Annotated in this window: 11 protein-coding genes and 1 pseudogene; 5 read left to right on the top strand and 7 right to left on the bottom strand. The window is 44.4% G+C overall.

Annotated features, from left to right (window positions below):
• Window positions 1–268: pseudogene (locus tag BUF15_RS25470) on the top strand (IS256 family transposase); the annotation flags it as partial.
• A 438-nt stretch (window positions 269–706) separates the two neighbouring features.
• On the opposite strand, the gene BUF15_RS25465 reads toward BUF15_RS25470, so the two are convergent.
• From BUF15_RS25465 to BUF15_RS25445, 4 genes are all read right to left on the bottom strand, one after another.
• The gene (locus BUF15_RS25465) at window positions 707–1,096 is read right to left on the bottom strand and encodes a hypothetical protein (protein WP_073617085.1); all 390 of its coding nucleotides are present in this window, start codon (window positions 1,094–1,096) and stop codon (window positions 707–709) included.
• A 474-nt stretch (window positions 1,097–1,570) separates the two neighbouring features.
• Window positions 1,571–1,813, bottom strand: coding sequence for a hypothetical protein (locus BUF15_RS25455; RefSeq protein WP_143170885.1), 243 nt, complete (start codon window positions 1,811–1,813; stop codon window positions 1,571–1,573).
• A 50-nt stretch (window positions 1,814–1,863) separates the two neighbouring features.
• Window positions 1,864–2,373, bottom strand: a complete 510-nt coding sequence (locus tag BUF15_RS25450; protein ID WP_073617079.1) for a GNAT family N-acetyltransferase — start codon at window positions 2,371–2,373, stop codon at window positions 1,864–1,866.
• Between the two features lie 224 nt (window positions 2,374–2,597).
• Complete coding sequence (locus BUF15_RS25445) at window positions 2,598–3,212, bottom strand: restriction endonuclease (RefSeq protein WP_200802491.1); 615 nt, start codon at window positions 3,210–3,212, stop codon at window positions 2,598–2,600.
• A 128-nt stretch (window positions 3,213–3,340) separates the two neighbouring features.
• Here BUF15_RS25445 and BUF15_RS25440 point away from each other — a divergent pair, with 128 nt between their 5' ends.
• The gene (locus BUF15_RS25440) at window positions 3,341–8,317 is read left to right on the top strand and encodes a transporter substrate-binding domain-containing protein (protein ID WP_084554599.1); all 4,977 of its coding nucleotides are present in this window, start codon (window positions 3,341–3,343) and stop codon (window positions 8,315–8,317) included.
• 9 nt (window positions 8,318–8,326) lie between these two features.
• Window positions 8,327–9,298 (top strand): GGDEF domain-containing response regulator, encoded by a 972-nt coding sequence (locus BUF15_RS25435; protein WP_073617075.1) that lies wholly within the window; start codon window positions 8,327–8,329, stop codon window positions 9,296–9,298.
• A gap of 81 nt (window positions 9,299–9,379) precedes the next feature.
• On the opposite strand, the gene BUF15_RS25430 is transcribed toward BUF15_RS25435, so the two are convergent.
• The 3 genes from BUF15_RS25430 to BUF15_RS25420 all read right to left on the bottom strand — a co-directional run bounded on the left by BUF15_RS25430 (window position 9,380) and on the right by BUF15_RS25420 (window position 10,740).
• Window positions 9,380–9,637, bottom strand: a complete 258-nt coding sequence (locus tag BUF15_RS25430; protein WP_073617073.1) for a toll/interleukin-1 receptor domain-containing protein — start codon at window positions 9,635–9,637, stop codon at window positions 9,380–9,382.
• Between the two features lie 463 nt (window positions 9,638–10,100).
• A complete protein-coding gene (locus BUF15_RS25425) occupies window positions 10,101–10,409 on the bottom strand; it encodes an addiction module antidote protein (RefSeq protein ID WP_073617071.1) in 309 nt (102 codons plus the stop codon).
• Window positions 10,396–10,740 carry a type II toxin-antitoxin system RelE/ParE family toxin gene (locus BUF15_RS25420; RefSeq protein WP_073617069.1) on the bottom strand — a complete coding sequence of 115 codons (345 nt, stop codon included), beginning with the start codon at window positions 10,738–10,740 and terminating at the stop codon, window positions 10,396–10,398. The genes BUF15_RS25425 and BUF15_RS25420 overlap by 14 nt, the downstream gene beginning before the upstream one ends.
• 584 nt (window positions 10,741–11,324) lie before the next feature.
• On the opposite strand from BUF15_RS25420, the gene BUF15_RS25410 reads away from it, so the two are divergent.
• Both BUF15_RS25410 and tnpA read left to right on the top strand, forming a co-directional pair.
• Window positions 11,325–11,966, top strand: a complete 642-nt coding sequence (locus tag BUF15_RS25410) for a LysE family translocator (RefSeq protein WP_073617087.1) — start codon at window positions 11,325–11,327, stop codon at window positions 11,964–11,966.
• A gap of 109 nt (window positions 11,967–12,075) precedes the next feature.
• A partial coding sequence (tnpA, locus tag BUF15_RS25405) for an IS66 family insertion sequence element accessory protein TnpA (RefSeq protein ID WP_327021844.1) occupies window positions 12,076–12,305 on the top strand: 230 nt, incomplete at its 3' end.

Here is a 12,305-nt window from a genome sequence, read left to right as displayed (position 1 = left end):
CGCCCATTGGCAACATATTCGTACATCAAACCCTATCGAGTCAACGTTTGCCACCGTACGACTTCGGACAGCAAAAACAAGGGGATGTGTCGCAAGACATACTATCTTGTCGATGGTTTACAAGCTCGGCCAGAGCGCTCAGAAGAAATGGCGTCGGCTAAGGGGATTCAAGCTGCTTGCTGAGGTCATTCGAGGGGTGAGATTCAAGGATGGCGAGAGGGTTGAACCAGTAAAAGAAGGTGAGCTGAACAGGGTGGTCAATATCTAAGAATGATTCTTCAAACACCAGACTTGACTATAACTCAGAGTATATGGCAAATAGCAGTATATGGCAAGCGTATATAGCACTGCTCTGAAAATTATTTTTGCCTAGTCTTTTCTTTCTGATGCGGATTTCGGTCTATTGTCTTCGTCATATTTTGATTCAGTTGCTGTCGGTTTTTGGCTCGATCGAGCTGACCGGTGCCGTGCGGATATGCGACCGGGACCCTGAGCGCGTCTCAGATGACAAATGGAGGAGTGTGACAACTGGCGACCGATATTGATGTGTTATCGGTCGCCATGGACGGGATTCTGCTTTATAAGATTTGGATTAACAGGAAAGTATCAGTCATCCGGGTTAACACATAAGGGAGCAATAGTGCACTTGTACATCTCAAAATATGGGGATTTGCGTTAAGGGTTGGTCTGATGGTGGCTATCAGAATTACTCTAAATTGGCCTTTTCTGAAATCCATGTTTTCGCATCTTCAACTGTACGAAAAGCATTTGTTTCGAAAGAGGGGGATGTTGCGTATGCTTCCCACATTCTTAACAGACCATAGACTAAATCCTGATTTCCAACTACAGCAATCAACATAGCCGGATTTAACATTGCAGCTTTTGAGTCTTGAAGTGCTAACTTCTCGATTTCTTTAGAGGTCAGATTAACTTCTGTAACATCTGAATAGTCGCATAATTGGTACGCTAAACCCTTAATTTTGTCGGGGGTCGCATAAAGGACATTATTCGCATCTACTATATCGCTATATGTAAGACATCCAGAGCCATAAAGGTACACTCCGCCATCACTCAAATATGTTATGTCAACTGGCATAGAAGCATCTCTTGGTTGTTACCCTATAACAGGCTGTTATGTAGAAACTCTAGCGTTTGCTAGTTGATAAAAAATCTACACAAAGATTATCTGTTAGGCAACATGATTGATTAGCACGCCAGAGTCGATCACATTTTCATACCATCAGTGTGTGCCCGATAATATTTTCCTATTTGGCGTTTAGCATGTATTGATTCATCCCTGGATCCGTGCTTTGTATTTATAGAGAGAGCATTATTTGCCAACTATTTGCCCCATCTTGAGCGTTGCCACCAACAGCTTGATAGACCAAACCGAACTGATCTACAGCCAAGCATCCAGGTTGCCAATGTTGAGGATCGCGGAGAGCATTACACCACCCTTGAACCTCGCCTTGAAAAAAGACGATTACACCACCTTTCTCTGTGTACCCGTTCCCTGCTCTCCACGTCACGGCTTTCTCTTTCAGATCTTCAAACATTGCTTGCCTGTGTCTTATTGTTTGATCATCCAAGTGTCTATCTTGAGAGCGTTTTGCTCGATCACTGTATTAAGGCGTATCCAATATTTATAGTCACTCGGCTTTTCCAATATCAATGCAATTCCTGCCCTCTTTCCGGTTTGAATGCTGTAGTAAAGTGATTGCCCGATGGCTTCGGCCCAATTGGGGCCAAAATCAAATTCAACAGCATTATTATTTGTGAGGCAATCGCAACAGGTGCGATCCGGCAAGACCACTTCAACCTCCCCCGATTGTTCATTGCACCACTTTGGGCTATACGGTTTCACTACACTGATTTTTGCATGGCCACACGCCTTTGTGGATTGTATCCTCTTTCTTGTTCTTGATCGAGAATTGATCGAATATATGTTGGCATATTATCGCTTCCAAGAATGCAGAATCCTTTCTTCTCATACCACGGTGCATTCCATGCAACGTATTTGTTAGTCGTCAAGGTGACTGCCTCACACTCATAATCTTGAGCCAAATCGAAAATTTTATCGAGCAATGCAGAGCCTATCCCCATACACTGATATCTTGGATGAACATCAATTTCTTTTAGATGGAGATACGAATCGATTAGCGTGGCAATGGCAAACCCAATAGGTTCAAGGCCGCTCTCAACAGCTACCACCAGAAGTCCCTGTTGTTGAGCTGTATAAAGATCCAGTTCAGACATGGTTTCGTTACGACGATGAGCTGGGAGGTCATTTTCGCTGAACATTGCGGCTGCTGCCTTTTCAATCTCTGCGAGCACTCTTATATGAGTCTCTTCAGCATTTCGAATTTCAATCATAGCGGCTATGCATTTTCATAAATGAGAGAGCCCCGTGCAGATCGTCCTGGGCTATACGGTTTCAGTGTATTTCATGGAGGCGGCGTTTTCGAGGTATTTTTATGTGACTTGCTCATGCATTATTTACCTCGCCTCCTGCCATTAACTCTTCGTCAATTTCAAACAAATCGGGCGTCGAACGCTGGACAACGATGCCGTGTTCCATGAGAAGCATCACAAGCTGTTCACCATTCATCACGGCAATGGGGAGTCTTGTCAGGTTGAGCGGCTTCTTTCATGGCCCCTGAGCTGAAATCGCTGGTGGTGATTATCAGTCCTTGCTCGTGCGCTCCAAGGCTACCGCGCACCTGCTGTACCACCGGAGCCTGAATATTGTTCTTGAGCTTCCATTTCTTGACCTGTACGGCCATCTTGATTCGGACAACATCGCCTACCACCCAGGTGCCCCGAACATCGATGCCGCCGTCGCCGCTAAGTTTGGTCACCTCAACCATCTCAAATCCCATTTCTGCCAGCAACTGCGAGATAAGCTCCTCAAACTCCCCGGGCTTCATGGCCAGTAATCTCTCGCGCAGGGCCTTCCGAACCTGGTGGTTGTGCTGCTCGATTTGGAACGCCAATCCCCGCCCCATCCATTGGCTCAAGCCTACATAGCCACGGCCATGCTGGACAACCTTTCCAATTGATGACGAGGCCGAGACACGAAATGAAGGAGATTCAGCATAGGAATAGATATCAGGCAGACACCTTAAACTAGCGCCATTCTGGTCTGTCCCCTGTTTCCACTCGTTGAAGCTGGTTGATGAAATCACCGAGATTGAACTGCGAATAAAGATCATGAAATAGCTGAAAACGCCAAACACCAGATATTGTGTATCATCTTCACTGATTGCATTGAGTGGTTATTTCGTAAGTTTTTAATAACCAATATCTGCAATAAAAAAAGATACATATCCTTACAACTACGATGGCAGTCGGGTGTATTGCCAGCCGATCCTTCATGGGTTCTTACAAGAGCAATAAGAGACAAAACCGGGCGTTAACAACGTTCATGTCAGCTCGATACGAATCTCCACCGGTGAATATACTCCAAGAGCAAAGAAGTTCTCATTATTCCATCATTAAAAAGCAGAAAGAACTTGCCTTCTATCGATGGGGATGCGACCATGGACTGGTAGTGCTTCAACCATATCCCTTGAATGAGGTTTTTCGTCAAGTGTCGCTCATGAAGAAAAGTATAGTATTCGTTTTGATGTTATTTTGGGTAAATAGCTTGTGTTGTGCTTCCACAGTAGATGCTGCCTCATCCCCTTCCGATGCTCTTTCAAAACAGGAAGAGAATGCAGTTTCCCCGCAGCAATCAATATCTTCCCGGTCCGATAACGACAATCTTGGCTTAACTGCTGAAGAACGGTCTTTTATTGAGATTCACCCGGTAATTCGTGCGCATAACGAACAGAACTGGGTGCCATTCAACTTTTATCGGGATGGAATCCCTCAGGGATACACCATAGATATCCTGAACCTATTGGCCCAAAAGCTCGGTATTAAGTTTGAGTATATCAGTGGTCCCACATGGGATTCGTTCATGAGTATGCTTAAGAGTAAAGATATCGACCTCATAGGCAATATGGTAGAAACCGAAGAGCGAAAGGAATTTGCCTCTTTCACTTTGCCGATCATCAGCAATCCACTCAATATTGTCAGTCAATATACAAAGCCGTTTCGGAATCTTGAAGAACTGCAAGGCCATAAAGTGGCTATCGTTAAAGGATTCTGGTATCAGCATTTGTTGGAAAAGCATACCCCGGAAATTGAACTTCTTCTGGTTGACAGCAGTGTGGATGCTTTGAAAGCAGTGGCTTTTGGCAAAGCGGATGCAACAATTGATATCGGTGCAGTAATGCAGCACCTCATGCTGGATTACAACATCCCGAATCTGATTATTTCCGGAGAGACGAAAATACCTGGAGGTGAAAATTTCTACAACAGTATCGGTGTCAGAAAAGACTGGACACTGTTAGTGAGCGCATTGAATAAAGCGTTGAGGGCGATCACATATCAGGAAGAACAACAGCTCAAACAGAAATGGTTTACCCTGCAACCATCAATGCCGACTGAGAGTATTGCACTTACTGTTGAAGAACAAGAGTATCTGACCAACAACCCGAAGGCTTCTATCGCACTCATGAGCGACTATGCTCCTTTCAGTTACCAAGAGAACGGGGAATTGAAAGGATTTGTCAAAGAATTGCTGGCCTTGCTTTCAAAGAAAACCGGCCTGGAATTTGAGGAGCATGTTGACCACTGGGGGAACAACCTTAGGAAATTCAAGGGTAAAGAGGTTGATGTTATTGCCGACATTTCCTACAAGGAAGAGCGAAAACCGTTCACCCTTTATACAACCCCTTATTATGAAATACCGGTGGTCTATTTTGTCAGGGATGATTTTAAAGAGTTTAAAGGATTAGAGAGTCTTAAGGGAAGACGAGTAGGGATTCAACGCGGGATTTTTTACGAAAAAGAACTTGGGGAAATAGAGGGTATCAACCTTATCCTTTTTGATAATTACGAAGATCAGTCAAAAGCTCTGGCGTATGGGAAAATTGATATACTCATTCAAAATCTATCAGTAATTAATCATCAAGTGAGAAAACATGGGCTCAGAAATATTCAGGTAGCGGGAGAGTTTGATCTTTCCGGTGTTGAAAAAGAAGACTTGCGACTTGGCATTAATCCTGAAAAAACAACACTCTATAATGTTCTTCAAAAGGGGCTGGCTGCCATCAGCGAATATGAAATCGCTTTGATAGCCAATCATTGGTTGAGTGCCGACATTATGGTGAAAAATATGCAGGAGACAAAGCTTTCACTGTCTTCAGCAGAGAAAAATTACCTAGCCAGTCGATCTGAGATCCGGATGAGTGTGAATCCTGACTGGATGCCAATGGAATCAATCAGCAAAAACGGCGAACATGAGGGCATGATCGCTGAATTCATGAGCCTCATCAGCCAGCGAATAGGCAAAGACATTACGCTGGTACCAACGAAAACTTTCAGCGAAACTTTACAGAATTCGAAATCGCGTAAATGTGACATAATTTCTTCGGCTCAACAGACACCTGCACAAAAAGAATATCTTAACTTCACAGAATCGTACTTGAGTATGCCCATTGTCATCGCCACACGTTCTGATCAACTGTTTATCGATGACATTAACAAGATTTCACACAAAATCTTTTCCGGTGTTAAGGGGTTCGCCTATATCCAAAACCTGAAAGCGACATACCCGGACATCACGATTATCGAAGTAGACGATATTGAAGAAGGCATTGAACTCGTTCGTTCAGGAAAAGCTTTTGGTCTTATCTGTTCCATGCCGGCAATGAGCTACAAGATTCAACAGTTAAGCCTGGCGGACATAAAGATAGCCGGAAAGTTTGACCTGAATCACGACCTCTCGATCGCTGTACGTAATGACGACCTGCTGCTGTTCTCAATTTTAGAGCAAGCAGTTGCCTCTTTATCGGAAGAGGAAAGGCTCAATGTCTATAACAAGTGGGTTTCCATCGTTTTCGAAAAGTCGTTCGATTACGCACTTCTTTGGAAAATCCTGGGCGTCTTCAGCGTAACGCTGGTTGGCATATTTTACTGGAATCATAGGCTGACCACCCTCAACCGTGCCATCCTCAAGGCAAACATGGCCAAAAGCGACTTTCTTGCCAACATGAGCCATGAAATTCGTACGCCAATGCATGCAATTATTGGTCTTTCAGAATTGGCTCTCAATCAGGAGATGAGCCCAAAGATCAAAGACTACCTGACCAAAATAAATGCTTCCGGAAAATCACTACTTGAACTCATCAACGGAATTCTTGATTTTTCAAAGATTGAAGCCGGCATGTTGGAGCTGGAAAATATTCGCTTTTCTCTAACAGAGCTCCTGGACAATCTTGCCAGCACGTTCTATCTGAATTCAGCCAAGAAAGGTATTGAATTAATAATTTCTGTAGACCGGGAAGTTCCTCTTTTGTTACTTGGAGACCCCTTAAGAGTAGGACAGATCCTTACCAATTTGATCAGCAACGCTATTAAATTCACCGATAGTGGTTTTATAACCATTCGCATAACATGCCTGGAAAAAAGCGAAAAAGAGGGTCGATTGCTGTTTGCTGTAGAAGACACTGGTGCCGGAATACCAGAAGAGCGGATTTCAGACCTGTTTGACCCCTTCGTTCAAGCCGACAATTCCACATCCAGAAAGCATGGTGGAACCGGTTTAGGCCTTTCTATTTGCAAACAACTGGCAGCAATGATGAATGGCAAAATCTGGGTTGAATCTGAACTTGGAAAAGGAAGTACGTTTTCTTTTGAAATCACCTTTGGCATTCAGAGCACTCCAGGCGATTCGGAACCCCGTATTGCTGCAGACATGCAAGGCTTGCATATCCTTGTGGTGGACGACAATCCTGTTTCAAAAAAAGTTGTAGCCACAATGCTGACAGACATGGAGCTCACTGTGAGTACAGCCTCGTCCGGTGACGATGCCATGTCGCTGTTGAGAGAGTCATTGCATGACAACCCGGTTCATCTGGTTGTCACGGACTGGCAGATGAAAGGCATGGATGGAATACAGCTCTGTAAAGCCATTCGAAACGAAGCAACGCTTTCAGCAATACCTATCATATTGATATCGGCATATGACCAGGATGGCTTGCTGACCCAAAAGTATGCGAACGCCGGATTCAATGCCTTTTTGCTTAAACCTGTGAATCGATCAATCCTGGGTGAGACAGTAGAAATGCTTTTGAAGAAAGAGGAGGGGGGCACCCATAACATCCGAGGAAAGAGTTTAGATGAAGCTCATACCATCGAAGCAATCAGCGGTGCAAAAATCCTTATTGTTGATGATAACGAAATAAACCGACAGATTGCAACAGAGTTACTTGAAAGCATTTCATTACATGTCACAACGGCTGTCAATGGCAAAGAGGCATTCTCAGCCATTCAGGACAGTTCGTTTGATGCGGTACTTATGGACATTCAGATGCCGGAAATGGATGGCTATGAAGCCACACAAAATATACGGAAATGGGAACAGGAACAACAAGTTGAGCCCGGCAAGAGCCTTTTGCCGATAATTGCAATGACAGCCCATGCCATGGTAGGCGAAAAGGAGCATTGCCTGAATATCGGGATGAATGGTTATGTCACAAAACCAATCGTAATAAAGGAATTATTCGATGTGCTCTGTCAATGGATCAAACCTTCTCGCAGGGATGTGACGGTAAACAGAAATGTGCCTGATGCGTTGGGTGGGGCGGTGCCTGAAACGGTTCCAGGTATAAATATAGACATGGGCCTGCAACGAGTAGCTGGCAACAGGCAACTGTATATCGATCTTCTGGGTAAATTTCTCACCACCCATTCTGAAACACCCAAAGAAATCCGCCAGGCCTTGGACGAGCAGGATATAGCAAAAGCAGCTCAACTGACACACACCCTCAAAGGGATTAGTGGAAATCTCAGTGCGGAGACTATTTTTTCACTGGCAACTGATCTGGAACACATGCTTCATCAAAAAGATCATTCAAAAGCCATGGATGTATTGGTGAGATTGGAAAATGAAACAGCTGTTTTAGGCGACGCACTAGGCGACTGGCTCAAGAGCGAGGCAGCAGTAACAGTACAATCCGACGTGCCACTACAACCTGGAATCCCGGAGGAGGATATCCGGATTGAGCCACTTATCACTGCACTGGCGACCCGTTTACAGGACAATGACTATGATGCTATGGACAGTATCCAGGAATTGAAAGCCCTCATGGCCTCAGAGAATATGGGAATTCTTCTACAGATAGAAGCATTGGTTGCTGATTTGCAGTTTAACGATGCGTACGCCAAACTACAGGTACTTTGTGACACCTTATCTTTACGGATTTAGAGGAGCCACATGTCAGCAAGCACGAAACAAAAAGTACTCATTGTTGATGATGTTATCGACAACATCAAGATCCTTATCGAGCTGCTCAAGCCGAATTATAAAACATACTTTGCCGATAATGGGCCAAAGGCACTGGAATTAGCCAGAAATAAATTACCAGATCTCATCTTACTCGATATCGTGATGCCGCACATGGATGGATATGAAGTGTGCCAGAAGCTCAAAGCAGACAGTTTGACTGAAGACATTCCTGTCATATTCATTTCCGCTATGAATGAGGTCGGTGATGAGGCGAAAGGGCTGGAGATCGGGGCGGTTGATTACATCACGAAACCGATTAGTCCGGCTATTGTCAAGGCGAGAATCAAAAATCATTTAAAGCTGCGGGAAGCTATGCAGGAGTTGAAACGATTGTTCAGTACCGCCTTGGATGCCAACCCCATGACTGGACTTCCAGGAAATAACAGCATCGCAAATCGCATCAAAAAAGATTTGGCGGATAACGCCAATGTCACGGTACTCTATGCAGATCTCGATAATTTTAAGGCATTTAACGACAAGTACGGTTTTGCATTAGGCGATGAAGTTATCAAATTTACCAGTGAAGTTTTCCACGAAGTCATTTCTGAAATGAATATCCAGGAGTCTTTTATTGGCCATATAGGCGGGGATGACTTTGTTTTGATCGTACCTTCGATTCTGGTGGAGGAAATTGCGGCACGTATCATCAAGAAATTCGATGATGGTATTAGCAGGTTTTATTCTCAAAGTGATATCGCGTCTCAAAGCATCCAGTCCGTCAACCGCAAAGGTGAAAAACAGACCTTCCCTATCATTTCCATTAGTCTTGCCGGTGTTGACTTATCACATCGCAGATACTCGACGTACCTTGAAGTGAATGATGTGTGTGCGATGACAAAAAAACAGGCCAAAGTAACTCCTGGGAGTACCTTCTTTTTAGATCGTCGCACGATGACCTGACCTAAATTAGTTCAGACTTGATCTGACACCTCACTTGAAAAGATGACCACTAGCAGGGAACAGTGGGTTATGTACCTTTGTTCAGAGAAACCCCTCATCTTGAAAACCTGGCTCATCGCCGGTCTTTTTCAACGCCGCTTCACTTATGCAGATAACGAGATATTGGCTTTTCGGTATTGCTTTTTCAATCTTTCTCTTCCATAGTCTCGGTCCTAGGTCCTCCTTATCAAACCAGACACCAAGATTGCGCGCCTTCAATCCGGTATAGATCTGCCGGACCATTTCAAGATCCTCATGCGCGTAACTGAGAAAGATTCGTGTTTTGTTGTTCTCGGTCATGGTATCTCGCGTAAGCAGGGAATCGTTGGAAACCACAGAAATTTATTACTGTATGGCGGATCGGTCAAACCAACCAAGCCGGTGATCCAGGCCGCGCAGCCTGGTCTAAAAACCGTTTGTTTTAAACTGGCCAGCCAACTTCTCTTAAATATTCAGCACTATATACTGTTCCACATTTTTGACAGATCCACTGTTCTTCGGTTAGATCTATGAAACAATGGCATATTGGAGGGTAAGGCTGCTCAATTTCAATGTCGCAAAAATCACAATAGAGCCTACCATCGATTTCCGAGATTTTATGATGCCGGCAATCCATCAAGTTCATGAATCAAACCTCGTTGTTTAGTTTATCGCCTTGGTGCCGATGGTCCTGGCCGCGCAGCCTGGGTTATCCGGTTTGAGCGATTTCGCCCGCAAGTATAAGGAGAATCCTGTCGGAATTGGTGGGCTTAAGCGTTGTGTTTTAGGTATTTAATTTTTGCGGTGACAACCGATAGCCCATCGCGTGCATAATGGCGTTGATACTGGAAAGCGCAGGGTTGCCGGTTTCGGAAAGAGCTTTTTGTACACCCTTTCGGCTTAATCCTGATTCTTCAGCTATTTTGGTCACGCCTTTTACACGGCTTAAGACGCGGAGTGAAGAGAGCAGCGCCCCTGTGTTGCCGTCCTCGGCATAGGCTTCGAAAATGAGTTTGATATAGTCGTCGATCTCTTCCGGATGGTCTCGAAAATACGATTCTTCAACAGCAGTGAAAGTTCTATAATTTTTCATTATTTAAATACTCCCGCCAATAGGCTTTTGCCTTTTTGATGTCTTGTGCCTGGCTCCCTTTGTCGCCGCCACAGAGCAGGACAACAATGTTTTCTGCATCTTCCCCAAAATAAACCCGATAGCCAGCCCCAAAGAACATTCGTAATTCGCTAACACCCTCACCAACCGGTTCACAGTCGCCAAAGTTTCCCTGCTCTAGGCGTGTAATACGAACAAGGATGCGCTTGCGCCCCATAACGTCTTTCAACCCATAGAGCCACTCGGTGAAAGGTTCTTTGCCATCTTTATCGGCAAAGACAATAACACGCGGTGGTTTTGCCAATCTTGCCACTTTTCTCTCTCCTTACATTATAACACTGCGTACCTCAGTACGCAACACGAGTATAGATAATTATTTTTGCTATTAAAGATAGCAGGTTTTAAAACCTTAAACATTCAAAGTATCAAAAAACTGTCCTGCAGCACTTCCAGATTAGATATTTTTATTCTTCATGGTACCAAAAAGAAAGAACCTGGTCAGTGCCGGTGTGATCTACACCCACTTGCCACACAAGCCGCTATCGCGGTTCAGGATCTTGGTTTTCCGATTGCAGAAGGTGGCAGTGGGATGTTGGCTGCGCTTCGGATCGTCGGCGATAGGGTGAGAGAAGTGATGGAAAAACGGAAGCATGGCTATACAGTTGGTGCACTTGGGGCAATTGACACGAGCAATTCGACCTGAATTGAATCAGATGATCCCAACTGGAGTAGTTTTTTTGATGTGGTTGGCCTAAACGAAATAAGGTAGGTCAATTTACTTACCATTTGAAGGAGTTATGGTTGTCAGTGGATTAGTAAGGTTGTAAAATGTCGTATTGTATTAGCAAATTGAGAATATGGAAAAGTAGCTACATCAAGGCAACAACGAGGTTCAACATGGAGTGCTCTTCTTATTGGTTATTGTTTTTATCTGCAACCATTGCAATAAATATTACACCTGGTCCGGATATGATTTACATCCTCTCCAAGACGATAGCTCAAGGACGAAAGATTGGATTGGCGTCATCTTTGGGGGTATGCACTGGGTCTTTGGTACATATTTTTGCAGCCGCATTTGGCCTGTCAGCGATACTTGCAACCTCTGTCATGGCCTTCAGTGTTGTTAAGTATATGGGGGCAGCATATCTTATTTATATGGGGATTCAGGCTTTAAGGTCGAGAGGAATCTCTTTTGATATTCCTGAAAAAAAACAGGAGCAATCAACATTTTGGAAAGCCTTCAAGCAAGGGGTGTTGATCGATATCCTAAACCCAAAAGTTGCCATTTTTTTTATGGCTTTTTTGCCACAATTTGTTCGTCCTGAACTGGGGCACGCACCGGCTCAGATTCTTATACTCGGTTTTCTCGTAAATTTAGGTGGCTTGGTAATTGAATCTGTCCTCGTTTTAACTGCTGCGCAAACAACGATTTTTTTTCGCAGCAACAGCCAATTCTCTACCTTGCTTGACCGAGTTTTAGGCTCCATGCTTATTGGTTTGGGGATCCGCTTAGCCTTAACCGAGAATCACACGAATTAGTACCGCATCGATTGCCATTTCAAAGGTTTGTAAGCGCTCAACAAACGCCATCTTTTCATATCGTTAACAATCTGTTTCATTGTGGCAAACCAGACCACGGGAGGGCACAATGAAAACAGAGCATAGCAAGAATCGGTCGGCCAAGCAGGAATATTGGCAGGAACACATCCGCTCATGGGAGAGTAGCGGCCTGACGCAATCATCATATTGCCGGGAGAACATGCTCTCTTTGGCGACATTTGGTTACTGGCGTCGAAAGAGCTCATTGAAGGTTTCTCACGAACCGCAACCGCGTTTTTTTCCTCTTGCGGTACAATCCCAGGTCCAGGAAAAGCAGAG

Origin of the sequence: Desulfopila aestuarii DSM 18488 (genome assembly GCF_900143695.1) — a bacterium.
GTDB classification, from domain to species: domain Bacteria; phylum Desulfobacterota; class Desulfobulbia; order Desulfobulbales; family Desulfocapsaceae; genus Desulfopila; species Desulfopila aestuarii.
This window is presented reverse-complemented; position numbering and strand designations above follow the sequence as displayed.

Coding starts and splice junctions, on each gene's coding strand:
- BUF15_RS25435 (WP_073617075.1), top strand. CDS start 8,327: ATGTCAGCAAGCACGAAACAAAAAGTACTCATTGTTGATGATGTTATC.
- BUF15_RS25440 (WP_084554599.1), top strand. CDS start 3,341: ATGGCAGTCGGGTGTATTGCCAGCCGATCCTTCATGGGTTCTTACAAG.
- BUF15_RS25425 (WP_073617071.1), bottom strand. CDS start 10,409: ATGAAAAATTATAGAACTTTCACTGCTGTTGAAGAATCGTATTTTCGA.
- BUF15_RS25410 (WP_073617087.1), top strand. CDS start 11,325: ATGGAGTGCTCTTCTTATTGGTTATTGTTTTTATCTGCAACCATTGCA.
- BUF15_RS25465 (WP_073617085.1), bottom strand. CDS start 1,096: ATGCCAGTTGACATAACATATTTGAGTGATGGCGGAGTGTACCTTTAT.
- BUF15_RS25445 (WP_200802491.1), bottom strand. CDS start 3,212: ATGATCTTTATTCGCAGTTCAATCTCGGTGATTTCATCAACCAGCTTC.
- BUF15_RS25450 (WP_073617079.1), bottom strand. CDS start 2,373: ATGATTGAAATTCGAAATGCTGAAGAGACTCATATAAGAGTGCTCGCA.
- BUF15_RS25430 (WP_073617073.1), bottom strand. CDS start 9,637: ATGACCGAGAACAACAAAACACGAATCTTTCTCAGTTACGCGCATGAG.